Raw genomic sequence first — 25,988 nt, 5'->3', positions numbered from 1 at the left:
GATTTCGTTTTGGGCAAGGCATGGATCGACGGGGCTCCGGCCCCCTTCGCGGAGGCCGTCTCGGCCGCCGCGCTCCGGCTCGCATCGAGCCGCCTTCCATTGATCACGGGGCTCGCCACCGACGTCGCAGGCGTTCGCGCCGCCGTCCGGCTGGCCGAGACGGCCGGCGGCGTGCTCGACCATGCGCGCTCGACGGTGCTCTACCGCAATCTCGACATCCTCCGGCGAGCCGGGCTCTTTCGCGGCGTGCCCGCCGAACTCCGGCGCCGCGCGGACCGCGTGCTCCTCGTCGGCGCCGATGCCGCCGAGACGGCGCCGGAGCTGCTCGCCTTTCTCCTGGAAGGCGCGCCCGATCTCGGCCGGGCGGCGGGCGCGGTCCGGCAGGTCGTGTGGCTCGGCGGGGGCGAGGGCTCCAGCCTTTCGGGCGTGTCGGTCGATCCCTTGCCGGTGGCGGCGGGCGAGATCGCCGGCTTCGTCGGCATGGTGCGCGCCAGCCTGGCCGGCCGCCGGTTCGATCGGGCGGCGCCCGGCGCCGAGAGGGTCGTCGAGCTCGGCGCGTGGCTCGCGGGAGCGCAGTTCGCGACCGTCGTCTGGTCGGCGGGGGCGCTCGATCCAATCGCCATCGAATCGCTGACCGCGCTCGTCTCCGAGCTGAACGCCACGACCCGCGCGAGCGCCGTGCCGCTCGGCGAGGCCGGCGAGGCGCATGGCGCGGCGGAGGTCGCGACCTGGCTCTCCGGCTATCCGCTTCGGGTGAGCTTCGCGCGCGGCGAGGCCGTCCACGATCCGCTTCTCTTCGAGACGGGACGGCTTCTGGCCTCCGGCGAATGCGATCTCGCCGTCCATGTCGATGCGCGGGCGGGCGTCTCGCTCGGCCTGCCCGGCGGGGGCGTGCCGGTGATCTCCATCGCCTCGGAGCCGCCGAACGGGGCCGCGATCGCCTTCGAGGTGGCGCCGGCCGGGGAGGGCACCGGCGCTCTCTGGGACGAGCGGCTGGCGAGCTTCGCCTCGACGCCCGGCGCGACCGAGACCTCAGACCGAAAGAGCGCGGGGGAGGTTCTCGCCGCTCTCGCGGACGCGCTCGAACCTCTTCTCGCCGCCGGGAGGGCCGCCTGATGCGCATTCGACTGACAGGCGGCCATGTCGTCGATCCCGTGCAGGGCATCGACGAGATCCGCGATCTCCATATCGAGGACGGGCGGATCGCCGAGGCGTCGGCGGAGGGCACGGCCGAGGAGGTCATCGACTGCACCGGCCGCATCGTGATGGCGGGGGCAATCGACATCCATTCCCACATCGCGGGCGGGCATGTGAACACCGCGCGCCTGCTCCTGCCGGAGTTCCACAAGGCGCATCTGGCGCGGCCGTCCGACACCAAGCTTTCCAAGGTCGGCTGGACGACCGAGGAGACCGGCCTTCGCTATGCCGAAATGGGCTTCACGACCGTCGTCGAGCCGGCGATGAGCCCGTCCTCGGCGCTCCACGCCCATCTCGAGCTTGCCGATATTCCCATCATCGACAAGGGCACGCTCGTCGTTCTCGGCAATGACGACATGCTCCTCTCCATGCTGCGCGACGGGGAGAGCGAGCAGGCGATCGACGACTATGTGGCGAGCGTCGTCTCGGCGACGCGGGCGCTCGGCGTGAAGACGATCAATGCCGGGGGCTCGGCGGCCTTCAAGGAGAACGTGCGCACCTTCTCCTTCGACGACGTGGTGCCCGATTACGGCGTTTCCTCGCGCGCCATCGTGAAGGGCCTGCAGGCCTCGGTAACGCGCCTCGGCGTGCCGCATCCGCTGCATGTCCACTGCAACAATCTCGGCGTGCCCGGTACAGGCTCGGACTCGGTCGTCGCCACGATGGAGGCGGCCGAAGGCCTCCCGCTGCACTTCGCCCATATCCAGTTCTACGGCTATGGCGCGGGCGGCAAGCGCGGCTTCTCCTCGGAGGGCACGCGGCTCGCCGAGATCGTCAATGCGCGGCCCGAGGTGACGGTCGATATCGGTCAGGTCATGTTCGGCCAGACCGTCACCGTTTCCTCCGACGCGCTGCGCCAGTTCGCCGGGCGTGCGACGGCGAGCCCGAAGAAGAGCGTCATCGTCGACGGCGAGGGCAATGGCGGCGGCGTCGTGCCGATCGATTACAAGGCGAAGAGCTTCTACAACGCGCTGCAATGGGCGATCGGGCTGGAGCTGTTCCTCCTGATCGAGGACCCCTGGCGCGTCTTCTTTACCACCGACCACCCGAACGGCGCGCCTTTCACGGCCTATCCCGACCTCTTCGCGCTGCTGATGGACCGCGAGGTGCGCCGCCGATGGTTGGATGCGCTGCCCAAAGCCGTGGTCAAGGCGACGCGCCTTGCCGAACTCGACCGGGAATACACGTTGCGGGAGATCGCGATCATGACGCGCGCCGCGCCCGCCAAGCTTCTCGGCCTGTCCGACCGCGGAGGGCTCGCGCCGGGTCAGGTCGCCGACGTCGCGGTCTATGCGGCATCGGACGACAAGGCGGCACAGTTCGGCCGGGCAGCGCTTCTCTTCAAGGACGGCGTGAAGGTCGTGGAGGACGGCATCGTCGTGAACCGCCGGATGGGACGCACGCTCTCCCTGGAAACGCGCACGGAGGCTTCGATGAGCAAGCGGCTCGACCGGTTCTACGAGGACCGCTTCGGCCTGCCCTCGCGCTTCTTCGGCGTGTCCGAAGCGGCCGTCGGCGCGGCGCATCCGTTCGGGGAGGTGGCATGGCGCAGGTGAGCACGATGGCGCCGGCAATGGTGCGCAACGGCGTTGCGATCGACGACACGTTCGCCGAGGCCTTTCCCATGGCGGGATCGGGCATCGTCGTGACGGCGGCGAACGAGAAATGGGTGCTGGAGGCCGCGCGCTCGATGACGGGCTTTGCGACCTCCGTCATCGCCTGCGGCTGCGAGGCCGGCATCGACCGGCTGCTGACGCCGGAGGAGACGCCGGACGGGCGGCCGGGCGCGATGATCCTCATCTTCGGCATGTCGCCGGACATGCTGGAAAAGCAACTCGTGACCCGCCTTGGCCAGTGCATTCTGACCAGCCCCTCCTCGGCCTGCTACCGGGGCTTGGAGGGATCGCGCGAGATCGATCTCGGCAATGCCATCCGCTACTTCGCGGACGGCTGGCAGATCTCCAAGAAGTTCGCCGGCAAACATTACTGGCGGATGCCGGTGATGGAGGGCGAGTTCCTCTGCGAGGCGAAGACGGGCATGACCGAGGAGGCCGTCGGCGGCGGCAATCTCCTCTTCCTGGCGCGCGATGCGGCCCGCGCGCTGCGCGCGGCCGAGGCCGCCGTCGAGGCGATCCACGCCGTGTCCGGCGCGATCATGCCCTTTCCCGGCGGCGTGGTGCGCTCGGGCTCCAAGGTCGGCGGCAAGTACAAGGGCATGATGGCCTCCACCAACGACGCCTATTGCCCGACGCTGAAGGGCGTGACGAACAGCCAGCTGACGGAAGAGATCGGCTCGGTCCTGGAGATCGTGATCGACGGGCTGACCGCCGGCATCGTCGCCGACGCCATGCGCGCGGGGCTGAAGGCCGTGATCAATCTCGGGCCGGAGGACGGGTGTCTTCGGGTCGGGGCCGGCAATTATGGCGGCAATCTCGGGCCGCACCACTTCCACCTGAAGGATCTCCTCCCATGAGCGGGCTCACCTTCACGCTGAAAGCCGAGCCGGCCGAGCGGCTCGACCTCTCCGGCCTCGTGCCGTCCAAGCTCGCGGGGCTGGGCGCGCGCGGGATCGAGAGGCTCGCCATCGGCACGACGCGCCATCCGCTCCATGTCGGCGACGTCTTTGCCGTCACCGGCGACGATGCGGCGGACATCCGCTTCGACGGCGGCTCGGAGCGCTTCGACCGGCTGGGCGAGGCGCTGGACGGGGGCGCGATCCTCGTCGAGGGCGATGCCGGCATCCATGTCGGGCGGCGCATGGCGGACGGCCTTCTCGAGATTCGCGGCTCGGTCGGCGCGTTCGCGGGATCGGGCCTTCGCGGCGGCGTGTTGTCGATCTCGGGCGATGCCGGCGACGATCTCGGCGGACCCGGCTTCGGCGAGGCGGCGGGCCTAGCGGGCGGCACGATCCGCGTCTCCGGCTCGGCCGGTGCGCGGGCGGGCGACCGGATGCGGCGGGGCACAATCCTTATCACCGGCGATTGCGGCCCGAATGCCGGCTGCCGGATGATCGCGGGAAGCCTTCTCTGCAAGGGCCGGGCCGGCCGGGGCGCGGGCGCCTTGATGAAGCGGGGGACGCTGGTCTTCACCGGCGGCGCGGAGCCGCTCGGGCCGACCTTCCTCGACAACGGCCCGCAGGACTTCATTGTGCTCCGGCTTCTGACGCGGGCCTTTCCCGACATTTTCGACGGCCGCCCGATGCGGCGTCTGGCCGGCGATACGGCGGTGTCGTCGATGGGCGAGGTCTTCGTGCCGGCCTGACGGCCGGGGCAAGGCCGGGGCCCTTGCGCCTCCGGTGGAGGACTGACGGCCGCGCCATGGCGCCGCGGTCCCGGCTTTGTGATGGGCGCTCCGGCGGCCCGGCGCTATCATGAAAGGACATCCGCCGGGCGATCGGCGGGCGCGGTGGGCACCGTTCACGACCTGACCTTTGGGAGAAGGATATGGAAGGCGCGATGATCGATCTCGTCCTGTCGGTGTGCATGGCCGCCAGCCCCACAACCTGCAAGGAAGAGCATCTCTACTACGAGAGCCGCGGCACGCTCGCCCAATGCATGATGCTCTCCAGCCCCTATGTCGCGGAATGGGCCGGCAACCATCAGGACTGGACGGTGAAGAGCTGGACATGCGCCTGGCCGGAGGACCGCAAGCAGGGGATTTGAGGGACGCCTACTGGTGGGGCGTGATCAATTTTAGATCCGGAAAGTAAGAACGGTAGCGCCTCGCGTCCCGTGTGATCAGAGGGATGCGGGCCGCGCTGGCATGTGCACCAATAAAGAGGTCGGGCAGGACGCCGGTTCGCGGGCCACCTCTTTTCTTGTACTCATGGAAGGTCTTGCCGGCGAGGAAGAGAGCGAAACGAGGCGTTTCGACCATGGTGACACCGGTTTCCGAAAGCACCGCGTCGACAGCTTCGACGCTGTCGAGTCCGACGGAAAGTTCAGCGTAGATGACCGAATCGATCACGACGGCGCCGCTCCCAAGCGCTTCGCGGACGCGCGTGATGGACCATTCCAACCAGATCGGATCGCTGGATACGATGTCGAGAAGAACGTTCGTGTCGACGAGGACCGTCACTCCTCACCACGCGTCATCTTCATGATGTCGTCCGTGCTCAAACCGTTTTTCATGATTCCACGAATGCGATCGAGACCATCTCTTGCCGCAGGAGGATCGAGATCGGCGCGCTGAAGATAGATGCGCCCCTCCGCATCGACTTTGAACTCGATATCGTCGCCTGCCTTTAAGCCGAGATGGTCCAAAATGCGCTGAGGCAACGTCGTCTTGCCTGTGCTGTCGATGTGCATTCGCATGGCGGCTCTCCAGCCTTCGTTCCGCCTCAACATAGCAAGCCCGCGCCCCTTCTGCGAGCTTACGGCCCCCTCACGCCTCCCCCGCCCTCACGCCTCCCCCAGCGTCCGGATCGCGAGGATCGCGGCCGAGGCGCGGTTCTCGACGCCGAGCTTGGAGAAGACCGTTTCGAGGTGCTTGTTCACCGTGCGGGGGCTCAGCGACAGGATCTCGGCGATGTCGCGGTTGGGCTTGCCGCGGGCGATCCAGAGGAGGACCTCGGCCTCTCGGGCCGTCAGCTGGAATTTCAGCCGCAGCTTCGCCGTCTCGCCGCCCTCTTCCTCGGTGGTCAGGCGGAAGAGGTGCTCGTTCTCGCCGACCTTGCCGAGGAAGGAGAAGACGAGGCGGCGGCCCTCGCCGCCCTCGATCGTCGCGGAGGCCGGCGCGGGACCGGCATCGGCGCCGGACCGCAGGAAGGCGATCAGGGATTGCGGCAGGACGAAGCTCTCCTCGGTCGTGGCGAGCGCGGCGTTGAGCAGGCGGATCGCCTGGGGCGTCGACCAGAGGACATGGCCGTCACGGTCGGCGGCGAGGAGGAAGCGGCCGGCCGTGTCGAGGGCGGCTCTGGCGCTCTGGGCGGCCCGCGCATTGGCGAGATGGACGCGGATGCGGGCGAGAAGCTCGTCGGGCACGATGGGCTTCGTCACGTAGTCGACGCCGCCGGCCTCCAGGCCCTTCACCACATGCTCGGTCTCGGAGAGGCCTGTCATGAAGATGACGGGCACATGGGCGAGGCCCGCATCGGCCTTCAGCCGCCGCGTCGTCTCGAAGCCGTCCATGCCGGGCATCATCGCGTCCATCAGCACGATGTCGGGCGTGATCTCGGCGGCGATGGAGAGCGCCTGCGCGCCTTCGAGCGCGACGAGCACGGTCGCGCCCGCGCCCTCCAGCGCCTCGGTCAGCATGCGCAGCGTATCGGCGCTGTCCTCGACCACGAGGACGATGTCGCGCGCCATGCGAAGGGGACGGTCAGGATCGGACATTCGCCATGGCCTCCAGCTCCGCCACGTAGCGCTTGAGATCGAAGCCCCGGACGTGGACGCGCATGGCCTCCACGAAGGGCGCCAGCGCCGCGTCCGCCTCGAGGGCTGCGAGCTTCACCTCGATGCCGCGGACATAGCCGATGCGGCCGAGGCGCAGAAGCTCGGCGAGATCGGCCGGCGGGGGCGGCGCGACGGGACCGGACAGGGCGGCGGGCTCGGCCTCCTCTGCGGCCTGCGGCTCCTGCGTCCAGTCGAGCGCCAGGAGATCGCCGAGCCGCGTGACGAGCTCGCGAAGGTCCACGGGCTTCGACAGCGCGCCCTGCGCGGCGGGATGGGCCGGTGGCTCGCCGACGGCGGAGACGGGCGGTTCGCCGAGCGTCGCCGACAGCATCAGGATCGCCCCGTCCTGCCCGGCTTCGCGCAAGGCGCGCGCCAGCGTCCAGCCGTTCATGCCGGGCATCTGTATGTCGAGGAGGAAGAGGTCGGGTGCAAGGCCGGAGACGAGGTCGAGCGCGGAAGGGCCGTCTGCGGCGGTGAGGACGATGAAGCCGAGCGGGCGCAGGACCTCCAGCATCAGTTCGCGATGCACCTCGTCGTCATCGACGACGAAGATCGTGCGCCGCCGTCCCTCGTAGCCGCGCGGCAGCGCCGTGCCGGGGCGCGGCTTGGCGGGGCCGGCGACGGAGGAGAGCATGACGCGGACCTCGAAGCGGCTGCCCTCGCCGGGCACCGAGCGCACGTTGACGTCGCCGCCCATGAGATTGGCGAGAAGGCGCGTGATGGTGAGGCCGAGGCCGAGGCCGGACGTGGCGCCGAGCGTCGCCGAGCCGCGCTCGAACGGATCGAAGATGCGGCCGATCTCGTCCGGCGCGATGCCGGGTCCGGTGTCGGTGACGGCGAGCGTCGCGATCTGGCTGCGATAGCTCACCTCCAGCCCGACCGTGCCGGTCTCGGTGTATTTCACGGCGTTGGAGAGGAGGTTGATCAGGATCTGGCGCAGGCGCTTCTCGTCGGTGCGCACGGTCTCGGGCAGGACGTCCGGCCGGACATAGGTGAAGGCAAGGCCCCGCGCCTCGGCCTGGAGACGGAACATGTCGACGATCTGGCTGAGGAAGTCGGCGAGCCGAACCTCGCCGCGCTGCAGCTGGAGCCGGCCGGTCTCGATGCGCGAAATGTCGAGAAGCCCGTCGATCAGGCCGGAGAGATGCTCGGCCGAGCGGCGGATGACCTTCACGCCGCGCCGGCGCTCAAGAGGGATCGCCTCGTCGCGTTCCAGAAGCTGGGCATAGCCGAGGACCGCGTTCAGCGGCGTGCGCAGCTCGTGGCTCATGCCGACGACGTAGCGGCTTTTCGCCAGCGAGGCGGCTTCGGCGGTCTCCTTGGCCTTCTGGAGCGCGGCGTCCGTGCGCCGGTGCGCCTCGATCTCCTTCAGGAGGAGCACCGTCTGGCGCGCCGATTCCTCCTGCGCCACGCGCCGGCTCTCGCGTGCGAGCGTCACGAACCAGGTGCCGATGCCGGCGACGATGAGGAGGATGAAGAAGGCCGCCCAGAGCGCCTTGGCGATGATCTCGCGGTCGTTCGGGCTGGCCGTGATCGCCTGATAGTAGATGAGGCCGAGGACGATGGAGATGATGCCGGCGAGAAGCGCGAAGCTGCCGAGATAGTGGCCGAGCCGGCTGTCGATGCGCCGGGCGGCGCGCGCGGGCAGGATGGCGTGTGCGGCGCCGGCGACCTGCGCCTCCAGCCGCGCATGGGGCTTGCAGAGATCGCCGCAGCGCGCATCCAGCGAGCAGCAGAGCGAGCAGATGGGCCCGGCATAGGCGGGGCAATAGGCCATGTCCTCCGGCTCGAAGGCGTGCTCGCAGATGGAGCAGTCGATCTCGATCCGGTTCGCCCATTCGGCGCGGGGGCGGCGGGCGAGGTAGTAGCGGCCACCGGTGGCATAGGCGATGGCGGGCGCGGCGAGGAGCGCGACGGCCAGCGCCAGGAAGGGCGAGAGCGCGGCCGCCGCCGCGCCGAAGGCGCCGGAAAAGGCGGTGAGCGAGACGAGGGCGGCGAGCCCCATCGAGCCGAGCCCGACCGGGTTCACGTCGTAGAGATGAGCGCGCTTGAATTCGATGCCGGGCGGGGAGAGGCCGAGCGGCTTGTTGATGGCGAGATCGGCGACGAGCGTGCCGAGCCAGGCGACGGCCACATTGGCGAAGAGGCCGAACGTCACCTCCAGCGCGCCGTAGATGCCGAGCTCCATCAGGAGAAGCGCGATCGCGACGTTGAAGACCAGCCAGACGACGCGGCCGGGATGGCTGTGCGTCAGGCGGGAGAAGAAGTTCGACCAGGCGAGCGAGCCCGCATAGGCGTTCATCACGTTGATCTTCAGCTGGCTTACCACGACGAAGGCGGCGGTGAGCACGGCCGCCGCGCCCGGCGAGGGCAGAACGTAGGAGAAGGCGACGTCGTACATATAGGCGGGCTCGACCGCGTGTTCCGGCGAAAGGCCCGCGCGCAGCGCGAGCACCGCCAGGAAGGAGCCGAAGAAGAGTTTCGGCGCACCGAGCACGATCCAGCCGGGGCCGGCGGCGAAGAGGGCGAAGCGCCAGGAGGCTTCGGGCTTTCCCTTGCGCGCGGGCAGGAAGCGCAGGATGTCCACCTGCTCCCCGATCTGCGGCATGAGCGCGAGGATGACGGCGGAGGCCGCGCCGAACTTCAGGAGGTCGAACCCGTCGGGCAGGCCGAGACCGGCGGCTTCCAGCCCGGGAAAGGCCGTCCAGGCGGCGAGCGAGCCCGCGTCCTTCCAGAGGATGAAGCCGACCGGCAGGACGTTCAGGACGATCCAGAGCGGCTGCGTCAGGAGCTGGAAGCGGCTGATCCAGGAGACGCCGTGGGTGACGAGCGGGATCACGGCGAGCGCGGAGACGATGTAGCCGAGCCAGAGCGGCACGCCGAAGGCCAGCTCCAGCGCGGCCGTCATGATCGAGGCCTCCACCGCGAAGAGGATGAAGGTGAAGCTCGCATAGATCAGCGAGGTGACGGTGGAGCCGATATAGCCGAAGCCCGCGCCGCGCGTGAGGAGATCGATGTCGACGCCGTATTTGGCGGCATAGCGGCTGATCGGAATGCCGGTGAGGAGCAGGATCGCGGAGACGACGACGATGGCGCACGCGGCATTGACGAAGCCGAAGGACAGCGTGATCGCGCCGCCCACCGCCTCCAGCGCCAGGAAGGAGATCGCGCCGATCGCGGTCTGCGAGACGCGCTGGGCGGTCCAGCGGCGGGCGCTCTTGGCGGTGAAGCGGAGGGCGTAGTCCTCCAGCGTCTGGTTCGCGACCCAGCGATTGTAGTCCCGCCGAACGGGAAGGATGCGCTGCCGTCCTGCCATGGGACCTTTCTTGCCTATCCTTCCCGGAAAGAAGCAAGAATCATTCCGTGCGGCGCGACCGTCCCGGTGCGCGAGGAAGGGCCGGGGCACGCGCCGCTCGCCGGAGCTTTTCCGGCAAGCTTCGGGTCAGCTACGTCAATCGACGTATACCACTCGTCAACCCTCTGGCCGAAGGTCCGGCTACGGCGGTGCAGCATGGCGCCGCCAACCGGATCACGGCAGGGGGTTTCGACATATGGGTTTCTTCTCGGGCAAGCACTGGCTGAAGGGTCTCGCCGCCGGCGCGATGATCTCGGCTTCCGTCACGGGCACGATGGCGCAGACCAAGCCCTCGGGCGAGCCGATCAAGGTCGGCGTCCTCCATTCGCTGTCGGGCACGATGGCGATCTCGGAGACGACGCTGAAGGACGCGATGCTCATGATGATCGACGAGCAGAACGCCAAGGGCGGTCTCCTCGGCCGGCCGCTCGAAGCCGTCGTCGTCGATCCCGCTTCCGACTGGCCGCTCTTCGCCGAGAAGATGCGTGATCTGGTCTCCGCGCAGAAGGTCGCGGCCGTGTTCTGCTGCTGGACCTCGGTCTCGCGCAAATCCATCCTGCCGGTTGCCGAGGAACTGAACACCGTCGTGTTCTATCCCGTGCAGTACGAGGGCGAGGAATCCTCGCGCAACATCTTCTACACCGGCGCCGCCCCGAACCAGCAGGCGATCCCGGCCGTCGACTACATGATGGAGGAAGGCGTCGAGCGTTGGGTGCTGGAAGGCACCGACTACGTCTATCCCCGCACGACCAACAAGATCCTCGAAGCCTACCTGAAGTCCAAGGGCGTCGCCGCCGAGGACATCAAGGTCAACTACACGCCCTTCGGCTTCTCCGACTGGCAGACCGAGGTCGCGGCCATCAAGGAGTTCGGCTCCTCGGGCAAGAAGACCGGCGTCGTCTCGACCGTCAACGGCGATGCGAACGTGCCCTTCTACAAGGAACTCGCCAACCAGGGCATCACGGCCGAGGACATTCCGGTCATGGCCTTCTCGGTGGGCGAAGAGGAACTCGCCGGCATCGACACCAAGCCGCTCGTCGGCCACCTCGCCGCCTGGAACTACTTCCAGTCCGTCGACAACCCGGCCAATGCCGAGTTCATCGCCAAGTGGAAGGCCTTCACCAAGAACGACAAGCGCGTGACCAACGACCCGATGGAGGCCCATTACATCGGCTTCCAGATGTGGGTGAAGGCCGTCGAGGCCGCCGGCACGACCGATAGCGACAAGGTCATCGACGCGATGGTCGGCGTCTCCGTGCCGAACCTCACGGGCGGCCTCTCCTCCATGGGCGCCAACCACCACATCACCAAGCCCGTTCTCATCGGCGAGATCCAGGAAGACGGCCAGTTCGAGGTCGTCTACGAGACGCCCGGCCTCGTGCTCGGCGACGAGTGGTCCGACTACCTGCCGGAATCCAAGCCCCTCATCTCCGACTGGCGCGCTCCGATGTCCTGCGGCAACTTCAACACCGCCACCGGCAAGTGCGGCGGCGCGGGCGCGGTCGCGGCGAAGTAAGCCGGCTCATCGGTCCCGCCGCCGAGCGGCGGCGGGATGAAGCTTGCGGGCGCCGTAAGGCGCCGACTTCCAAATCCCGGTCTCTTCAACGGCCGAACCACCCCTTCTCCCAGGCGATCCGTCCGGGCTCCCAAACCTCCGGATCGTCCCTTCGGGGCGGCGCTTTCTTCGGCGTCGCCCCGTTTTTCCAAAGATGCCTCCCTCGGGCGGCACTCCCTCGCGGATCGGCGCTTTTCCATGACCTTGACCGTCAAGCGGCTCCTCCTCCTTCTCGCCCTCGTCCTCCTCTCGCTGCCCGGCCGTCCGGCCGCGGCGCAGGAGAGCGGGGCCGCCGCCATCATCGCGGAGTTCGCGGGCAAGCGGAGCTTTTCCGAGACCGAGGCGACCGTGAAGAAGCTCGCCGCGACCGGCGACCTTCAGGTCGCGAACGCGCTGAACGCGCTGGCCGCGGGCGAGCTCTACTATCGCAAGGCCGACAATTCCGTCGTGATCGCCCGGGGCGGCGATCCGCTCTCGATCTTCGACGCGCTGACCGGCGAGCCGGCCGGCACCGCTCCCAAGGGCGACCTCGAAAAGGTCAAGGTCAAGAACTCCACCCGCAACGTCGTCGCCGATGCCATGGGCTCCCTGACGCTGCGCTCGCCGGACGAGGGCGTGCGCCGCTCCGCCGCGCTGAACCTCTTCACCTCCGCCAGCGCCGAGCAGGTCGGCATCCTCGACGCCGCGCTCGCCGAGGAGACGGTGCCCGACATCAAGGCCAAGCTCGCCGAGGCGCGCGCGGCCGCCGTCTTGAAATCCGACCTCTCCACCGAGGAGAAGCTCGCCGCCATCGAGACCGTCTCGGCCCGGGGCGACCGTCAGGCGCTCGCCGTCCTCTCCGGCATCCGCGCCGGCGGCGACGCGACGCTGACCGCGACCGCGACCCGCGCCGCCGAGGCGATCGAGGGCCGGATCGCGGCCTGGAGCCAGGCGCAGAACATCTGGTACGGCATCTCGCTCGGCTCGGTCCTGCTGCTGGCCGCCATCGGTCTTGCCATCACCTTCGGCGTGATGGGCGTCATCAACATGGCCCATGGCGAGATGATCATGCTCGGCGCCTACACGACCTTCGTCGTGCAGGAGGCGATCCGCAGCCATGCGCCCTTCCTCTTCGACTACTCGCTCGCCATCGCGCTGCCGCTCGCCTTCCTCGTCGCCGGAAGCGTCGGGCTCCTGATGGAGCGCTGCCTCATCCGCTTCCTCTACGGGCGCCCGCTGGAGACGCTGCTCGCGACCTACGGCGTCTCGCTGATCCTGCAGCAGGCCGTGCGCCTCTACTTCGGCGCGACGAACCAGGAGGTCGGCAACCCGTCCTGGATGTCGGGCTCCTTCCAGGTCGGGCTGATGGCCGTCACCTGGAACCGGATGTGGATCATCCTCTTCGCGCTCGCCGTCTTCGCAGCTCTTCTCTTCGCGCTGAACCGCACCTCGGCCGGCCTCAAGATGCGCGCCGTCACGCAGAACCGGAAGATGGCCTCCGCCATGGGCATCCGCACTCCCTTCGTCGACGCCATGACCTTCGCGCTCGGGTCCGGCATCGCGGGCATCGCCGGCGTCGCGCTCAGCCAGATCGACAACGTCTCGCCCGATCTCGGGCAGGGCTACATCATCGACAGTTTCATGGTCGTGGTCTTCGGCGGCGTCGGAAACCTCTGGGGCACGCTCGTCGGCGCCATGTCGCTCGGCATCCTCAACAAGTTCCTCGAACCCTATGCCGGCGCCGTCGTCGGCAAGATCGTGGTGCTCGTCCTCATCATCCTCTTCATCCAGAAGCGCCCGCGCGGTCTCTTCGCCCAGAAGGGGAGGTTCGTGGACGCATGACCGGCCTCTCCCTCGACCGCTTCGCCCGCCGTTCCTCCAGGACAAGGAGCCGATAGGTGCTCTTCGCCAAGTTTCTCGGGCCCCGCGTCTGGTTCGTCGTGGCCGCGCTGCTCGCTGCCGCCATCCTCGTGCCGCTGGCCGCCGGCCTGCCCGAGACCAGCCTCTTCCACATCCCGCCCTATGCCGTGCCGCTGATCGGCAAGTATCTCACTTACGCGCTCCTGGCGCTCGCGCTCGATCTCGTCTGGGGCTATGTCGGCATCCTCTCGCTCGGCCACGGCGCCTTCTTCGCGCTCGGCGGCTATGCGATGGGCATGTATCTCATGCGCCAGATCGGCAGCCGGGGTCAGTACGGCAATGCCGAGCTGCCCGACTTCATGGTCTTCCTCAACTGGAAGGAACTGCCCTGGTTCTGGCAGGGCTTCGACCAGTTCTGGTTCGCGGCGCTGATGGTCGTCCTCGTGCCCGGCCTCCTCGCCTTCGTCTTCGGCTACTTCGCCTTCCGCTCCCGCGTCACCGGCGTCTATCTGTCGATCATCACGCAGGCGCTGACCTACGCGCTGCTCCTCGCCTTCTTCCAGAACGACATGGGCTTCGGCGGCAATAACGGCCTCACCGACTTCAAGGAACTGCTCGGCTATTCCCTGCAGGCGCCTTCGACCCGCCTCGGCCTCTTCGTCGCCTCCTGCCTCGCTCTGGCGCTCGGCGTCGTCGTCACCGGCGTCGTCACGCGCTCCAAGCTCGGCAAGCTGATGATCGCGGTGCGCGACGCGGAAAGCCGCACGCGCTTTCTCGGCTGGCGCGCCGACCATGTGAAGCTCTTCGCCTTCACGCTTTCGGCCGTCATGGCGGGCATCGCCGGCGCGCTCTACGTGCCGCAGGTCGGCATCATCAATCCCGGCGAGTTCGCGCCGGTGAACTCGATCGAGGTCGTCGTCTGGACGGCGGTGGGCGGGCGCGGCACGATCCTCGGCCCCATCCTCGGCGCGCTGCTGGTCAACACCGGCAAGAGCGTCTTCACCGCCGCCGCGCCCGACTACTGGCTCTTCGTCCTCGGCGGGCTCTTCGTCTTCGTCACGATCTTCCTGCCGCGCGGCATCGTCGGCACGATCGATCACGGCTGGACCTCCGGCCGCGAGCGCCTGAAAGCCCGGCAGGCCGAGCGCGGGATCGGCACCTCGCCGGCCTCCACCATGCCGGGCGATGCCGCCCCCAGCGCCGCGGAGTGACCGACATGGCCGAACTCACCGCCGCCTACGTTCCCGAACGCGCCGAGCCCTTCGTCTCGCCGCATCCCTACGCCACCCAGCGCGCCCTCGAACGCGCCCGCATCGAGGCCGAAGGCAGCGCCCGCCGCGAAACCCTCCTCTATCTCGACGGCGTCACCAAGGCCTTCGACGGGTTCAAGGCGATCAACGGCCTCTCCCTCGTCATCCAGAAGGGCGAGATGCGCGCGATCATCGGGCCGAACGGGGCCGGCAAGACGACGATGATGGACATCATCACCGGCAAGACCCGCCCCGACACCGGCGAGGTCTACTTCCGCGGCGACGTCGATCTCACCCGCCACGACGAGGCCGCGATCGCCTCCATGGGCATCGGTCGCAAGTTCCAGAAGCCGACCGTCTTCGACAGCCACACCGTGGAGGACAACCTGCGCCTCGCCATGGCCGGCTCGCGCGGCGTCTTCTCCGCGCTCCTTCATCGGAACACCAGAGGCGAGGCCGACAAGATCGACGAGATCTTCGGCCTCACCCGCCTCGGCCAGCATCGCGACCGCCTCGCCGCCGACCTCTCCCACGGCCAGAAGCAGTGGCTCGAAATCGGCATGCTCCTCGCCCAGGACCCCGAGCTCTTGCTGGTCGACGAACCCGTCGCCGGCATGACCGACGCCGAAACCGAGGAAACCGCGCGCCTCCTCAAGGACATCGCCCGAACCCGCTCCGTCGTCGTCGTCGAACACGACATGCACTTCGTCCGGGCCCTCGACGTCAAGGTCACCTGCCTCCACGAAGGCTCGGTCCTCGCCGAAGGCACCCTCGACGCCGTCAGCGCCGACCCCCGCGTCGTCGAGGTCTACCTCGGACGGTAGGCATGGCGCGGTTTCGCCGTGGGAGACAGGGGACGCCGTCCCCTGACCCCTGCCAAGGGACGGTCGTCCCTTGGAACCCATTCTCGTGTTGTCTCTCAAAAGGGGCCGTCGGCCCCTCTTGAGAGACAAAAAGAAAGTAGGGTCCGGGACTTCCGTCCCGGGCCGGGCCCGGGGCGGCAGCCCCGCCATCCCGCAACCGAAGGCCGAGCCATGCTGACCGTGTCCAATGTCGATCTCTACTACGGGGCCGCGCAGGCGTTGCGGGGTGTTTCGATCGAGGCGAAGGAGGCTCAGATCACCTGCGTTCTCGGGCGGAACGGGGTGGGGAAGACCAGCCTGATGCGGGCGGTCGTGGGGCAGCAGCCGATCCGGTCGGGGACGATTTCGCTGGGGGGCGAGGTTCTGGGGCGGGACGCGCCGTATGCGCGGGCGCGGAAGGGCATCGGCTTCGTGCCGCAGGGGCGGGAGGTGTTCCCGCTTCTGACGGTGAAGGAGAATCTGCAGACGGGGTTTTCGCCGCTGAAGCGCAGCGATCGGACGATCCCGCCTCATGTGTTCGAGATGTTTCCGGTGCTGAAGACGATGCTGGGGCGGCGCGGGGGCGATTTGTCGGGCGGGCAGCAGCAGCAGCTGGCGATCGGCCGGGCTCTGGTGACGCGGCCGCGCCTTCTCGTCCTGGACGAGCCGACGGAGGGCATCCAGCCGTCGATCATCAAGGATATCGGCCGGGCGATCCGCTATCTGAAGGAGAACACGGGGCTCGCGATCCTGCTCGTCGAGCAGTATCTCGATTTCTGCCGCGAGCTGGCGGACAAGGTCTACATCATGGACCGCGGCGAGATCGTCTTCGACGGCCCGGCGGAAGGGCTGGACGATCCCGAGGTGCGCAAGCATCTTACGGTGTGATAGGCGGGGCCGATGCGTTGGGTGTGTCGGTGATGGTTGTGTCGGGATTGCGGGGTCTGTTCGCAGGGCGGTTCGAGGCGCCCCCCTCTGGTCTGCCGACCATCTCCCCCTCAAGGGGGGAGATCGGCAGCTTTGGAGGGAGATCGAAATCGCAAAGGGTCGCGACAAGCCTGATCTCCCCACCTGAGGGGGAGATGGTCGGCAGACCAGAGGGGGGCGCCGTCGAGCGCAGACCTCCGCGCAGCGCACCTCACGGTCGCTCTCGATCCCCGCTCCAACGCTCGATCGCCCCGTGAACGCCCCGCTCTCGTCGGACGCCGTCTCTCCGGCCAACGCCGCCCCCATTCGCATGCAGCGTGCCGTCGGCGCGGCGCGGGCGGAGGTGGCGGTGGTGGCGGGGCGCACGCGGCTGCGGCGGCTGCATCAGGCGGGAGCCTTGAAGCTGCGCTTTCCGACGGTTCACGAGGGTCTCGGCGCGGAGGCGATCCTCATCAATTCCTGCGGGGGGCTCGCGGGCGGCGATCGGCTGTCGCAGGGCTTCACGCTCGCCGAGGCCTCCAGCCTGACCGTGACGACGCAGGCCTGCGAGCGGGTCTATCGCACGCTCGGCGATGCGGCTTCGGTGGAAACGCAGGCGCATGTCGGCGCCGATGCCCGGTTTCTCTTCGTACCGCAGGAAACGATCCTCTTCGACGGCGGGGCGCTCAGGCGGCGGCTGGAGGTGGACATGGCGGCGTCGAGCACCGTGATCCTCTGCGAAAGCGTGATTCTGGGACGCGAGACGATGGGCGAGAGCGTGGTGACGGGCGAGATCCGCGACCGCTGGCGCATCCGGCGGGAGGGGCGGCTCGTCTTCGCCGACGATCTGCGGCTCTCCGGGCCCGTGTCGCAGGTCGCGGCCCGGGCGGCTTCGCTCTGCGGGGCGCGCGCCTTTTCCACCATTCTCTTCCAGGGCGCTGCGCCCGAAGCGCGGCTGGCCGCCTTGCGCGCGATCGTCGGCGATGCCGGCGGGGCGAGCCTCGTGGACGGGCTGATCCTCGTCCGGCTGGTCGCATCCGGCGGCCTCGCGCTGCGACGCCGGCTCGTTCCCGTGCTCGCCGCTCTGGCGGACGGCCCGCTTCCCCGCATATGGTCGACCTGAGAGATCACTGGTTCAGATTCACGATCCGAAAGGCCCGTTCATGCAGTTGACGCCGCGCGAAAAGGACAAGCTTCTCGTCGCCATGGCCGCGGAGGTCGCGCGCAAGCGCCTCGCGCGCGGCGTGAAGCTGAACCATCCCGAGGCGATCGCCCTCATCACCGATTTCGTCGTGGAAGGAGCGCGGGACGGGCGCTCGGTGGCCGACCTCATGGAGGCGGGGGCGCATGTCGTCGGGCGTGGTCAGGTGATGGAGGGCATTGCCGAGATGATCCACGACATCCAGGTCGAGGCGACGTTTCCGGACGGCACCAAGCTCGTGACGGTGCACGAGCCGATCCGCTGATCTTTCGGGGCGCCTCGGCTTCCTGGCGGGCGTCTTCCGGCGTGAACGTCCGTCAGTCGGCGGCGGCGGGCGTGATCTCGGCGACCTGCTCGGTCTTCGGTTCGGCGCTCGCCGCGCGAACCACGACCGGGCGATAGCCGCCTTCGACGACGGAGTAATAGGCGGGGCCGGAGACGCCGTTGAGATGGACGTGCCGGATCAGGCTCGGCGTCGCCGTGCCGGCGGGCGCGGCCAAGGCCAGCACCAGCGTTGCGGCGATCGAGGAGGCGAGAAGGGCGAGCTTCGTCTGTGACATCGTAGTGCCCGTGGTGTCCGTGGGACGTCTTCGTAAGGCCGGGGCCGTCGTGGGTCGGATGATTCGCGGCGGTTTCGGGTTCGTGAGAAGACGATGCCAGATCAGGGTGTCCGGATTGTTTCCCCGGCATGTCGAGTTCGAGACATCGCGCCATAAGTTCGCCGCAGCCCTTCCCGGCCGTTAAGCGCTTTGACAAGGGCGAACGGGGCTTTCACTATAAGCAGCGTCGCGGGAGAAGGCTGCTCCGAACGGAAGCGATTCCCCGCCGCCGGCGTGACCCCATCCGGGACGCCGCCGTCTTTCGAAACGAGGACATGATGATCAGACGCCTTTCCCTTGCCGCCGTGACGCTTCTTGCCGCATCGGCGCCCGCCTTCGCCCATCTCGATCCCGCCGAGCACGGGTCCGTGATGGCGGGCCTGTCGCATCCGCTCTTCGGCGCCGATCACATCCTCGCCATGGTCGCGGTCGGCCTCTGGGCCTCGCAGATCGGCGGGCGCGGCACCTATGCCGTTCCGGCCGCCTTCGTCGGCGTCATGTCGCTCGGCTTCCTCCTCGGCCAGACCGGGCTTTCGCTGCCCTTCGTCGAGCCGATGATCGCCGCCTCCGTCGTCGTTCTCGGCCTTCTCGTCGCGGCCGCCGTGCGCCTGCCGGTCGCCGCCGGCGCCGCGCTCGTCGGGGCCTTCGCGCTCTTCCACGGCTATGCGCATGCGAGCGAACTCGGCTCGGCCGGCGCGCTTTCCTTCGCCGCGGGCTTCCTCGCCGCGACCGCGCTCCTGCATCTCGCCGGCATCGGCATCGGTCTGGCGCTTTCCTCGGGCGCCGGCTTCGGTCGCTCGGTCGGCGGGGCGCTGGCGCGCATTCTCGGCGCCGGCACGGCGATCGCCGGCCTCGCCCTCATGGCGGGCTGAGCTCCATGATCCCCGGCGAAGTGATCACGAAAGCGGGCGAGATCGTCCTGAACGAGGGTCTTCTCACCCTCGTGCTCGAAGTCTCCAACACGGGCGACCGGCCGGTGCAGGTCGGCTCGCACTACCACTTCGCCGAAACCAACCCGGCGCTGACCTTCGACCGCGCCGCCGCGCGCGGCCACCGGCTGGACATCGCCGCCGGCACCGCCGTGCGCTTCGAGCCCGGCCAGACGCGGGAGGTCACGCTCGTGCCCTTTCGCGGCGAGCGGAAGGTCTACGGTTTCAACGGACAGGTGATGGGCGCGCTGTAGCAGGCGCGCGAGCCAAGGCGCCGGGGCGGGCGGCGGCCTTCTCGGCCTCGACGATCATCGGAAAAGGGAGAGAGACATGTGCGGTGCCTGCGTGATGGAGGAGGTCAAGGCCTCGATGCTGAGCCGGCGCTCGCTGTTCGGCCTCGGCGCCGCGGTGGGGGCGGCCGGGCTTCTGGGAATGGGCGCGCGGCCGGCGGCGGCGGCCGCACCGGCGGCGGAGCCCGTGACGGTCTCGACCATTTCGGACCTCACCCATGAACTCTCTTCCGAGTTTCCGACCTTTCCGGGCGAGCCGGGCTTTGCGATGGAGCGCAAGTTCGGGCTGGAGAAGGACGGCTTCAATCTCTTCGTCCTGACGATCGACGAGCACACGGGAACGCATATGGACGCGCCGCTGCATTTCAGCGCCGACGGCCTGTCGGTCGCGGAAATTCCGGTCGAGAAGCTCATGGCTCCGCTCGCGGTGATCGACATCCGGGAAAAGGCGTCCGCCAATCCCGATGCGCAGGTGACGCCGGACGATATCAAGGCCTGGATCTCGGCGAATGGCGAGCTTCCCGCCCATTGCTGCGTCGCCATGAAATCGGGCTGGTCGCAGCATGTGGCGACGCCGAAGTTCCGCAATGCGGACGAGGCCAAGGTCATGCATTTCCCGGGCTTCCACGTCGAGGCCCTGACCATGCTGATCGAGGACTCGACGGCGGTCGGCATCGGCGTCGATACGCTCTCGCTCGACTTCGGCGCCTCGCCCGACTTCATCGGCCACAAGACCTGGCTGCCGTCCGGGCGCTGGGGACTGGAATGCCTCGCGGGCCTCGACGCCCTGCCTGCCAAGGGCGCGACGATCGTCGTCGGAGCGCCGAAGCATCGGGGTGGGACGGGTGGCCCGGCGCGCGTCTTCGCGCTGACCTGAGAAAGGCCGGGCGCTCGCAACGCCTCTCCATCAAAGCGTAAAGCCCGGGCCGATGGCCCGGACTTCGTCTGGGTTGGCCGTGAGAGGCTAAAGCCTCAGTCGCCGTTGCGCTTAGGCGTGGCCGACGAATCCGCGCCCAGCGCATTGCGGATGCCTTGCACGTCGACGGCGATGCGCGGCCGGGGAATGTTGTACTCGGCTTCCGTTCCGGCGCCGGAAAGGCCGCCGGGCGAGGCGCTGCCGGTCGTCGCCGAGCCGGCCCCGCCGAGCGTCGTCGCGGCGCCGGGATTGCCGCTTCGCGCGATCCCGTCGACATTCGTGGAATTGATGCCGCTGGAGCCTTCGTTGGCGCGCGCCTGGGTGTCGGAGGAGCCGACCGTGCCGCCGATCGTCGCCGGGGCGCTGGTCGAGATGCCGATATTGGAGCTTCCGGCCCCGCCGATGCCGGTCGAGCCGACGCCCGCCGAGCCCGTGCCGACGCTGCCCGAGCCTGAAATCCCGGTGCCGGACGTGACGCCGGAGCCCGACGACACGCCGGACGTGGAGGGCGACAGCGGGAGCGTGGTGGCCGAGGAGCCCGTCGTGGAGGTTCCGCCGAGGCCGCTGCCCGAGCCGCCCACGGCGCTGGAGCCGCTGGAAATGCCCGAGGACGAACCCGAGCCCGACGCGCCGCCGCCCGTGCTGGAACTACCGCCCGAGGAGCCGCCGCCGCCGCCCGACGATTGGGCGAAGGCCGGGCTGGCCGCGAGGGCGAGGGAAAGTGCGAGGGTTGCGATGGTCCGGCTCATGGTGATCGTCCCTTCGGCCGAACGTTGGATGCCGGCCCTTCGTAAAAATGGATCGAAGCAAAGCCTCAAGCTCCGCCTCCCGTCTCATCCAACTCCCAGCACGCGCGAGACGTTCCCCCTTTTACCGCCTGCAGGTCAGCGTGTCGTCCGCGGCTTGGTGAAGACGATCTTCGCCCGCCCGCTGGACGAGGGGCGCGTCACCGCGCTTCGTCCGATCCCCGTCGCGCCGTCGCGCGCGAAGACGCCGGCACCGACGCCGCCGAGCGAGGAGCGGCCCTCGATGGCGCGCCGCTCGGTGGAGGAATCGCGCTCGAAGGTGCGGATTTCCGGCCGCAGATAGCTGTCGTCGTAGTCCCGGCCGAACCGGCGCTCCTCCACTTCGTCGCCGAAGACGTCGGCATTGGGAATGCGCGGGCCGCCGGTCGCGCGCGGCGCGCCGACGATGCGCTTGCCCGACATGGAACTGCCGACCGCGATGCCGGGCGGGCCGGGGCCGAAGGCCTGGGCGCCGGCCTCGGCCGAGAAGCCGGCGAGGACGAGAAGCGTCGCCGCGGCGCGCGCGGCGGTGGAGGATCGGTGGCGCAAGGGAGGCTCTCCTGTGTCGGTCCGGCCTCCCGCGGGGCCGATCGCGATATCCATGGTCATTCTCTTCAGATGGGCCTTCTTATCGCTTTGACAAACCCGGCGCTTTGCGGTCCGATCCGCCGCGTTGCAGCAGAGGGCGACGGGTGTCGCGCGGCTTTTTCGAAGCTCGTGCGGCCCTCGCCCTTCCACCGTAAGAGAGATGCCATGGCCGCCCGTATCGCCCGCTCCTCCTATGCCGCCATGTTCGGCCCGACGACCGGCGACCGGGTGCGTTTGGCCGATACCGAGCTCTTCATCGAGGTGGAAAAGGATCTCACCACCTATGGCGAGGAGGTGAAGTTCGGCGGCGGCAAGGTCATTCGCGACGGCATGGGCCAGAGCCAGGCGAGCCGGGCCGAGGGTGCGGTCGATACCGTCATCACGAACGCGCTGATCCTCGACCATACCGGCATCTACAAGGCCGATATCGGCCTGCGCGACGGGCGGATCGCGGTCATCGGCAAGGCCGGCAATCCCGACACGCAGCCCGGCGTCACGGTCGTGGTCGGCCCCGGCACGGAGGTGATCGCGGGCGAGGGCAAGATCGTCACCGCCGGCGGCATCGACGCGCATATCCACTTCATCGCCCCCCAGCAGATCGACGAGGCGCTCTATTCGGGCGTCACCACCATGGTCGGCGGCGGCACGGGCCCGGCGCACGGAACGCTGGCGACGACCTGCACGCCCGGCCCTTGGCATCTGGCGCGCATGCTCCAGTCGCTCGACGCCTTTCCCATGAACTTCGCGCTGTCGGGCAAGGGCAATGCCTCGCGGCCCGCCGCGCTGGAGGAAATGGTGCTGGCGGGCGCGGCCGCGCTGAAGCTGCACGAGGACTGGGGCACGACGCCGGCCGCGATCGACTGCTGCCTCTCGGTCGCCGACGAGCACGACGTGCAGGTGATGATCCACACGGACACGCTGAACGAATCGGGCTTCGTGGAGCACACGATCGCGGCGCTGAAGGGCCGCACGATCCACGCCTTCCACACGGAAGGGGCGGGCGGCGGACATGCGCCGGACATCATCCGCGTCTGCGGGCTGCCGAACGTCCTGCCCTCTTCGACCAACCCGACGCGGCCCTACACGAAGAACACGCTCGAAGAGCATCTCGACATGCTGATGGTCTGCCACCACCTCGACGCCTCGATCCCCGAGGACATCGCCTTTGCCGAAAGCCGCATCCGGCGCGAGACGATCGCGGCCGAGGACATCCTCCACGATATCGGCGCCTTCTCGATGATCTCCTCGGACAGCCAGGCCATGGGCCGCGTCGGCGAGGTGGTGATCCGCACCTGGCAGACCGCCGACAAGATGAAGCGCCAGCGCGGGCGTCTGGCCGGCGAGACCGGCGACAACGACAATCTGCGCGCCCGGCGCTACGTCGCCAAATACACGATCAATCCGGCGATCGCTCAAGGGCTGTCGAAGGAGATCGGCTCGGTGGAGGTCGGCAAGCGCGCCGATCTCGTGGTCTGGGACCCCGCCTTCTTCGGCGTGAAGCCGGCCATGGTGCTGCTCGGCGGCATGATCGCGGCGGCCCCCATGGGCGATCCCAACGCCTCCATCCCGACGCCGCAGCCCGTGCACTACCGGCCGATGTTCGGCGCCTTCGGCAAGGCGATCGGCGCGATCGGCGCGACCTTCGTCTCCAAGGCCGCGCTCGGCACCGACCTTCGCGCGCGGCTCGGCTGCGAGAAGACCTTCCTGCCCGTCGAGAACACGCGCGGCGGCATTTCCAAGGCCTCGATGAAGCTGAACGACGCGATGCCGACGGTGGAGGTCGATCCCGAGACCTACGAGGTGCGCGCCGACGGCGAGCTTCTCACCTGCGAACCCGCCGAGATCCTGCCGATGGCGCAGCGCTATTTCCTGTTCTAAACTCGCCCCATGGCACCTTCCCTGAAGACCGACAGTCTCTACGAGCGCGACTTCTTCGCCTGGACGCAGGATCAGGCGGGGAAGCTGCGGGCGCGGGCCTCTTTCGACAATCGCGGCGATGTCGACTGGGAGCACGCCGCCGAGGAGATCGAGAGCGTGGGCGCCAGCGAGAAGCGCGAAATCCGGAGCCGGCTGCGTGCTCTCATTCTGCATCTGTTGAAGTGGAAGTACCAGACAGCGAAGCGCAAGAGCGGCTGGCGGTCCACGATCGACGAGCAGCGCGATCGGCTGGCCATGGTCTTGGAGGATAGTCCGAGCCTTGCCGTCTTTCCGCAGGAGGTGCTGGCGGGTGCGTATCGATTGGCCGTAGCCAAGGCCCTTCAGGAGACGCGGCTGCCGGCTTCGAGCTTTCCTCAGGAATGCCCTTTCACGATCGGCGAGATTCTCGACCCCGAGTTCTTTCCGGAAGGCCCATTGTCGTGACGCAAATGCTCAAGCAGCAGCTCCTCTATACCTCCGACTTCTACGCCTGGACGCAGGATCAGGCGGGGAAGCTGCGGGCGCGGGCTCATAACGGGATCGATTGGGACGGAACAGCCGAGGAGATCGAAGGCTTGGGTGATGCGGTCCGCAACGAGATCGAAGGCCGCCTTGCGGTTCTGATCGCCCATCTCCTGAAATGGCAGTTCCAACCGGAGCGGCGCAGCAACAATTGGAAGGCGACGATCCTCGAACAGCGGACCCGCATTGCCAAACGTCTTCGGCAGAGCCCGAGCCTCAAGTCCTACCCATCGGAAGTCTATCTGGACGAGTATGCTTTGGCCCGGCTGACGGCTTCCGGCGATACCGGCCTCGTCGAAGGAAGTTTCCCGGCGGACTGTCCGTTCACGATCGAGGACATTCTCGATATCGAGTTCTATCCGGAGGCCATGGCGTGAGGCCGGCTTTGCGGTGGCCCGCAGCCTGGGTTCGGATTGCAACGCTCGCATGGGTTCTCGGCACCGTGCCCTTCCCCGCCTCCGCCGCCGAGATCACGCTCGACCTGCCGGGGACGCTCGATCGTCAGAGCGTTTCCTATGCGTGCAGCGACGGCTCGGCGCCGAAGGTCGTCTATTACAACCTGCCCGACCAGTCGCTGGCGGTGGTGGAGATCGCGGCGGGGAAGCCGCGGGTCTACGTGTCCGTGCTCTCGGCATCCGGCGCCAAATACGTGTCGGGGTCGTCCGTCTTCTGGACGCGTGGCAGCCGGGCCGACATTCTCGACGAACGCAAGGCCGACGCACCGGCCGTGACCTGCAAGGTGGCGAGATGATCCACGCGACGCACGTCCGCTCGAAGGCGGAAGGGTTCGAGGCCGCCGACACGATCACGCTGGACGAGACGCAGCGTCATCGCCGGCGCATGGCGATGGTCTCCGACGGCGGGATCGCCTTCCTCCTCGACCTGCCGGAAACCCTGCGGCTCGGCGAGGGCGACGGGCTGGTGCTCGACGACGGCCGCGTCCTGCGCGTCGTGGCGAGGCCCGAGCCGCTCTATGTCGTGCGCGGGCAGAACGCGACGCATCTCCTGACGCTCGCCTGGCATCTCGGCAATCGCCACCATGCCGCGCAGATCTTCGCCGACCACCTTCTCATCCGCCGCGAGCCCGTGCTTCGCACCATGCTGGAAGGGCTCGGCGCGCTGGTCGAGGAGATCGACGCGGCCTTCGATCCGGAGGGCGGCGCCTATGGCGGCGGGGCGAGCCACGGCCATGCGCATGGCGGCCCGGAAACCCATGGCGGCCATGACCACTGAGGCGGCGGGCGATCTTTCGCTCCTGCGCCTGATGACCTGGCTCTCGCCGGCCTTTCCCATTGGCGCCTTCGCCTTTTCCCACGGGCTGGAATCGGCGATCGCCGAGCGGCGGATCACGGATGGCGAGGGGGTCGCGGACTGGATCGCGCTGCTCCTGACCGAGGGGTCCGGCTGGAACGATCTCGTGCTCTTTGCGCAAGCCCATCAGGCCGCCTCGGCGGGGGATGCGCCGAGGCTTCGGGACCTTGCGGAACTCGCCCGCGCGCTCGGCGGCTCGGCCGAGCGCCGCGACGAGACGCTGTCGCTCGGCGATGCGTTCCAGCGCAGCTCGGCGCCCTGGGCCTCGGCCCCGGCAGATGCAGTCGAGGGCCTGGCCTATCCGCTGGCGGTGGCGCAGCTCGCGGCGCGGAGCGGCATCGCGCTGCCGCAGGCGCTCGGCGCCTTCGCGCATGGGTTCGCGGCCAATCTCGTCTCCGCCGCGACGCGGCTCGTGCCGCTCGGGCAGAGCGCGGCGATGCGCGCGCTCCACCGGCTGGAGCCGGTCATCCTTTCCGCTGCCGAGCGGGCGGCGGCATCGACGCCCGACGATCTCGGCTCGTCCGCCATCCTCTCCGACATCGCCGCCATGCGGCACGAAACGCTCTCCACGAGGCTGTTCCGCTCATGACCGC

General features: G+C 68.6%; 28 protein-coding genes. 21 read left to right on the top strand and 7 right to left on the bottom strand.

Going from position 1 to position 25,988, the window contains the following annotated elements:
- The first annotated feature begins 9 nt into the window (after positions 1 to 9).
- The 5 genes from ASG62_RS02520 to ASG62_RS02500 all read left to right on the top strand — a co-directional run bounded on the left by ASG62_RS02520 (position 10) and on the right by ASG62_RS02500 (position 4,859).
- Positions 10 to 1,116, top strand: a complete 1,107-nt coding sequence (locus ASG62_RS02520; RefSeq protein ID WP_056694154.1) for a hypothetical protein — start codon at positions 10 to 12, stop codon at positions 1,114 to 1,116.
- Positions 1,116 to 2,753: a formylmethanofuran dehydrogenase subunit A gene (locus ASG62_RS02515; RefSeq protein ID WP_056694155.1), complete on the top strand. Its 1,638-nt coding sequence runs from the start codon at positions 1,116 to 1,118 to the stop codon at positions 2,751 to 2,753. The genes ASG62_RS02520 and ASG62_RS02515 overlap by 1 nt, the downstream gene beginning before the upstream one ends.
- The gene (fhcD, locus tag ASG62_RS02510) at positions 2,741 to 3,670 is read left to right on the top strand and encodes a formylmethanofuran--tetrahydromethanopterin N-formyltransferase (protein WP_244487553.1); all 930 of its coding nucleotides are present in this window, start codon (positions 2,741 to 2,743) and stop codon (positions 3,668 to 3,670) included. Before ASG62_RS02515 ends, fhcD begins: the two co-directional genes overlap by 13 nt.
- Positions 3,667 to 4,458 carry a formylmethanofuran dehydrogenase subunit C gene (locus tag ASG62_RS02505; protein ID WP_056694158.1) on the top strand — a complete coding sequence of 264 codons (792 nt, stop codon included), beginning with the start codon at positions 3,667 to 3,669 and terminating at the stop codon, positions 4,456 to 4,458. Before fhcD ends, ASG62_RS02505 begins: the two co-directional genes overlap by 4 nt.
- A 182-nt stretch (positions 4,459 to 4,640) precedes the next feature.
- The gene (locus tag ASG62_RS02500; RefSeq protein ID WP_056694161.1) at positions 4,641 to 4,859 is read left to right on the top strand and encodes a hypothetical protein; all 219 of its coding nucleotides are present in this window, start codon (positions 4,641 to 4,643) and stop codon (positions 4,857 to 4,859) included.
- A gap of 7 nt (positions 4,860 to 4,866) precedes the next feature.
- Here the strand turns inward: ASG62_RS02500 and ASG62_RS02495 are convergent, their stop codons facing one another.
- The 4 genes from ASG62_RS02495 to ASG62_RS02480 form a co-directional block, all read right to left on the bottom strand.
- Positions 4,867 to 5,274: a type II toxin-antitoxin system VapC family toxin gene (locus tag ASG62_RS02495; RefSeq protein WP_056694164.1), complete on the bottom strand. Its 408-nt coding sequence runs from the start codon at positions 5,272 to 5,274 to the stop codon at positions 4,867 to 4,869.
- Entirely contained in the window at positions 5,271 to 5,510 is a 240-nt protein-coding gene (locus tag ASG62_RS02490) for an AbrB/MazE/SpoVT family DNA-binding domain-containing protein (RefSeq protein ID WP_056694167.1), read from the bottom strand. Before ASG62_RS02490 ends, ASG62_RS02495 begins: the two co-directional genes overlap by 4 nt.
- Positions 5,511 to 5,597: 87 nt before the next feature.
- Positions 5,598 to 6,530, bottom strand: coding sequence for a response regulator transcription factor (locus ASG62_RS02485; RefSeq protein WP_056694171.1), 933 nt, complete (start codon positions 6,528 to 6,530; stop codon positions 5,598 to 5,600).
- Positions 6,517 to 9,906 carry an ATP-binding protein gene (locus ASG62_RS02480; RefSeq protein WP_056694173.1) on the bottom strand — a complete coding sequence of 1,130 codons (3,390 nt, stop codon included), beginning with the start codon at positions 9,904 to 9,906 and terminating at the stop codon, positions 6,517 to 6,519. The genes ASG62_RS02485 and ASG62_RS02480 overlap by 14 nt, the downstream gene beginning before the upstream one ends.
- Positions 9,907 to 10,192: 286 nt before the next feature.
- On the opposite strand from ASG62_RS02480, the gene urtA reads away from it, so the two are divergent.
- The 7 genes from urtA (at position 10,193) to ASG62_RS02445 (ending at position 17,803) form a co-directional block, all read left to right on the top strand.
- Positions 10,193 to 11,461 (top strand): urea ABC transporter substrate-binding protein, encoded by a 1,269-nt coding sequence (urtA, locus tag ASG62_RS02475; protein WP_156381936.1) that lies wholly within the window; start codon positions 10,193 to 10,195, stop codon positions 11,459 to 11,461.
- 237 nt (positions 11,462 to 11,698) lie between these two features.
- Complete coding sequence (gene urtB, locus ASG62_RS02470) at positions 11,699 to 13,321, top strand: urea ABC transporter permease subunit UrtB (RefSeq protein ID WP_056694181.1); 1,623 nt, start codon at positions 11,699 to 11,701, stop codon at positions 13,319 to 13,321.
- Positions 13,322 to 13,377: 56 nt separating this feature from the next.
- Positions 13,378 to 14,550 carry an urea ABC transporter permease subunit UrtC gene (gene urtC / locus ASG62_RS02465; protein ID WP_056694184.1) on the top strand — a complete coding sequence of 391 codons (1,173 nt, stop codon included), beginning with the start codon at positions 13,378 to 13,380 and terminating at the stop codon, positions 14,548 to 14,550.
- 101 nt (positions 14,551 to 14,651) lie between these two features.
- A complete protein-coding gene (gene urtD, locus ASG62_RS02460) occupies positions 14,652 to 15,413 on the top strand; it encodes an urea ABC transporter ATP-binding protein UrtD (protein ID WP_056694920.1) in 762 nt (253 codons plus the stop codon).
- Between the two features lie 210 nt (positions 15,414 to 15,623).
- Complete coding sequence (gene urtE / locus ASG62_RS02455) at positions 15,624 to 16,319, top strand: urea ABC transporter ATP-binding subunit UrtE (protein WP_056694186.1); 696 nt, start codon at positions 15,624 to 15,626, stop codon at positions 16,317 to 16,319.
- Between the two features lie 292 nt (positions 16,320 to 16,611).
- On the top strand, positions 16,612 to 17,460 hold the full coding sequence (locus ASG62_RS02450; protein ID WP_244487555.1) for an urease accessory protein UreD: 849 nt from the start codon (positions 16,612 to 16,614) through the stop codon (positions 17,458 to 17,460).
- Between the two features lie 40 nt (positions 17,461 to 17,500).
- A complete protein-coding gene (locus tag ASG62_RS02445; RefSeq protein ID WP_056694189.1) occupies positions 17,501 to 17,803 on the top strand; it encodes an urease subunit gamma in 303 nt (100 codons plus the stop codon).
- A gap of 52 nt (positions 17,804 to 17,855) precedes the next feature.
- Here ASG62_RS02445 and ASG62_RS02440 read toward each other — a convergent pair whose 3' ends face one another.
- Positions 17,856 to 18,098, bottom strand: coding sequence for a hypothetical protein (locus tag ASG62_RS02440; protein WP_056694192.1), 243 nt, complete (start codon positions 18,096 to 18,098; stop codon positions 17,856 to 17,858).
- 317 nt (positions 18,099 to 18,415) lie between these two features.
- Between ASG62_RS02440 and ASG62_RS02435 the strand changes: the two genes are divergently transcribed.
- The 3 genes from ASG62_RS02435 to ASG62_RS02425 all read left to right on the top strand — a co-directional run bounded on the left by ASG62_RS02435 (position 18,416) and on the right by ASG62_RS02425 (position 20,233).
- Positions 18,416 to 19,009 (top strand): HupE/UreJ family protein, encoded by a 594-nt coding sequence (locus ASG62_RS02435; RefSeq protein WP_056694923.1) that lies wholly within the window; start codon positions 18,416 to 18,418, stop codon positions 19,007 to 19,009.
- A gap of 5 nt (positions 19,010 to 19,014) precedes the next feature.
- Complete coding sequence (locus ASG62_RS02430) at positions 19,015 to 19,320, top strand: urease subunit beta (protein ID WP_056694195.1); 306 nt, start codon at positions 19,015 to 19,017, stop codon at positions 19,318 to 19,320.
- A gap of 76 nt (positions 19,321 to 19,396) precedes the next feature.
- Positions 19,397 to 20,233, top strand: coding sequence for a cyclase family protein (locus tag ASG62_RS02425; protein ID WP_056694198.1), 837 nt, complete (start codon positions 19,397 to 19,399; stop codon positions 20,231 to 20,233).
- 95 nt (positions 20,234 to 20,328) lie between these two features.
- Here the strand turns inward: ASG62_RS02425 and ASG62_RS02420 are convergent, their stop codons facing one another.
- Positions 20,329 to 21,021 (bottom strand): hypothetical protein, encoded by a 693-nt coding sequence (locus ASG62_RS02420; protein ID WP_056694200.1) that lies wholly within the window; start codon positions 21,019 to 21,021, stop codon positions 20,329 to 20,331.
- 135 nt (positions 21,022 to 21,156) lie between these two features.
- Positions 21,157 to 21,606, bottom strand: a complete 450-nt coding sequence (locus ASG62_RS02415) for a hypothetical protein (protein ID WP_057180262.1) — start codon at positions 21,604 to 21,606, stop codon at positions 21,157 to 21,159.
- A 204-nt stretch (positions 21,607 to 21,810) separates the two neighbouring features.
- Between ASG62_RS02415 and ureC the strand changes: the two genes are divergently transcribed.
- Genes ureC through ASG62_RS02385 form a run of 6 tightly spaced genes read left to right on the top strand, consistent with a single transcriptional unit; the run spans position 21,811 to position 25,984 of the window.
- Positions 21,811 to 23,523, top strand: coding sequence for an urease subunit alpha (gene ureC, locus ASG62_RS02410; RefSeq protein ID WP_056694204.1), 1,713 nt, complete (start codon positions 21,811 to 21,813; stop codon positions 23,521 to 23,523).
- Positions 23,524 to 23,532: 9 nt separating this feature from the next.
- Positions 23,533 to 24,006, top strand: coding sequence for a DUF29 domain-containing protein (locus ASG62_RS02405; protein WP_056694206.1), 474 nt, complete (start codon positions 23,533 to 23,535; stop codon positions 24,004 to 24,006).
- Between the two features lie 5 nt (positions 24,007 to 24,011).
- Positions 24,012 to 24,461, top strand: coding sequence for a DUF29 domain-containing protein (locus tag ASG62_RS02400; RefSeq protein WP_056694207.1), 450 nt, complete (start codon positions 24,012 to 24,014; stop codon positions 24,459 to 24,461).
- Positions 24,462 to 24,469: 8 nt separating this feature from the next.
- The gene (locus ASG62_RS26930; RefSeq protein ID WP_056694209.1) at positions 24,470 to 24,835 is read left to right on the top strand and encodes an MliC family protein; all 366 of its coding nucleotides are present in this window, start codon (positions 24,470 to 24,472) and stop codon (positions 24,833 to 24,835) included.
- Entirely contained in the window at positions 24,832 to 25,317 is a 486-nt protein-coding gene (locus ASG62_RS02390) for an urease accessory protein UreE (protein WP_056694211.1), read from the top strand. The genes ASG62_RS26930 and ASG62_RS02390 overlap by 4 nt, the downstream gene beginning before the upstream one ends.
- Positions 25,298 to 25,984, top strand: a complete 687-nt coding sequence (locus tag ASG62_RS02385; RefSeq protein WP_056694212.1) for an urease accessory protein UreF — start codon at positions 25,298 to 25,300, stop codon at positions 25,982 to 25,984. The genes ASG62_RS02390 and ASG62_RS02385 overlap by 20 nt, the downstream gene beginning before the upstream one ends.
- Positions 25,985 to 25,988: the final 4 nt, after the last annotated feature.

Source organism: Aureimonas sp. Leaf427 (genome assembly GCF_001425485.1).
In the GTDB taxonomy this organism is placed as follows: Bacteria; Pseudomonadota; Alphaproteobacteria; order Rhizobiales; family Rhizobiaceae; genus Plantimonas.
This window is presented reverse-complemented; position numbering and strand designations above follow the sequence as displayed.

Excerpts from the sequence above, each read along its gene's own strand:
- ASG62_RS02515 (WP_056694155.1), top strand. The coding sequence starts at position 1,116 with ATGCGCATTCGACTGACAGGCGGCCATGTCGTCGATCCCGTGCAGGGC.
- fhcD (WP_244487553.1), top strand. The coding sequence starts at position 2,741 with ATGGCGCAGGTGAGCACGATGGCGCCGGCAATGGTGCGCAACGGCGTT.
- ASG62_RS02505 (WP_056694158.1), top strand. The coding sequence starts at position 3,667 with ATGAGCGGGCTCACCTTCACGCTGAAAGCCGAGCCGGCCGAGCGGCTC.
- ASG62_RS02500 (WP_056694161.1), top strand. The coding sequence starts at position 4,641 with ATGGAAGGCGCGATGATCGATCTCGTCCTGTCGGTGTGCATGGCCGCC.
- ASG62_RS02490 (WP_056694167.1), bottom strand. The coding sequence starts at position 5,510 with ATGCGAATGCACATCGACAGCACAGGCAAGACGACGTTGCCTCAGCGC.
- ASG62_RS02485 (WP_056694171.1), bottom strand. The coding sequence starts at position 6,530 with ATGTCCGATCCTGACCGTCCCCTTCGCATGGCGCGCGACATCGTCCTC.
- ASG62_RS02480 (WP_056694173.1), bottom strand. The coding sequence starts at position 9,906 with ATGGCAGGACGGCAGCGCATCCTTCCCGTTCGGCGGGACTACAATCGC.
- urtA (WP_156381936.1), top strand. The coding sequence starts at position 10,193 with ATGATCTCGGCTTCCGTCACGGGCACGATGGCGCAGACCAAGCCCTCG.
- urtB (WP_056694181.1), top strand. The coding sequence starts at position 11,699 with ATGACCTTGACCGTCAAGCGGCTCCTCCTCCTTCTCGCCCTCGTCCTC.
- urtE (WP_056694186.1), top strand. The coding sequence starts at position 15,624 with ATGCTGACCGTGTCCAATGTCGATCTCTACTACGGGGCCGCGCAGGCG.
- ASG62_RS02445 (WP_056694189.1), top strand. The coding sequence starts at position 17,501 with ATGCAGTTGACGCCGCGCGAAAAGGACAAGCTTCTCGTCGCCATGGCC.
- ASG62_RS02440 (WP_056694192.1), bottom strand. The coding sequence starts at position 18,098 with ATGTCACAGACGAAGCTCGCCCTTCTCGCCTCCTCGATCGCCGCAACG.
- ASG62_RS02435 (WP_056694923.1), top strand. The coding sequence starts at position 18,416 with ATGATCAGACGCCTTTCCCTTGCCGCCGTGACGCTTCTTGCCGCATCG.
- ASG62_RS02430 (WP_056694195.1), top strand. The coding sequence starts at position 19,015 with ATGATCCCCGGCGAAGTGATCACGAAAGCGGGCGAGATCGTCCTGAAC.
- ASG62_RS02425 (WP_056694198.1), top strand. The coding sequence starts at position 19,397 with ATGTGCGGTGCCTGCGTGATGGAGGAGGTCAAGGCCTCGATGCTGAGC.
- ASG62_RS02420 (WP_056694200.1), bottom strand. The coding sequence starts at position 21,021 with ATGAGCCGGACCATCGCAACCCTCGCACTTTCCCTCGCCCTCGCGGCC.
- ureC (WP_056694204.1), top strand. The coding sequence starts at position 21,811 with ATGGCCGCCCGTATCGCCCGCTCCTCCTATGCCGCCATGTTCGGCCCG.
- ASG62_RS02405 (WP_056694206.1), top strand. The coding sequence starts at position 23,533 with ATGGCACCTTCCCTGAAGACCGACAGTCTCTACGAGCGCGACTTCTTC.
- ASG62_RS02400 (WP_056694207.1), top strand. The coding sequence starts at position 24,012 with ATGCTCAAGCAGCAGCTCCTCTATACCTCCGACTTCTACGCCTGGACG.
- ASG62_RS02390 (WP_056694211.1), top strand. The coding sequence starts at position 24,832 with ATGATCCACGCGACGCACGTCCGCTCGAAGGCGGAAGGGTTCGAGGCC.
- ASG62_RS02385 (WP_056694212.1), top strand. The coding sequence starts at position 25,298 with ATGGCGGCCATGACCACTGAGGCGGCGGGCGATCTTTCGCTCCTGCGC.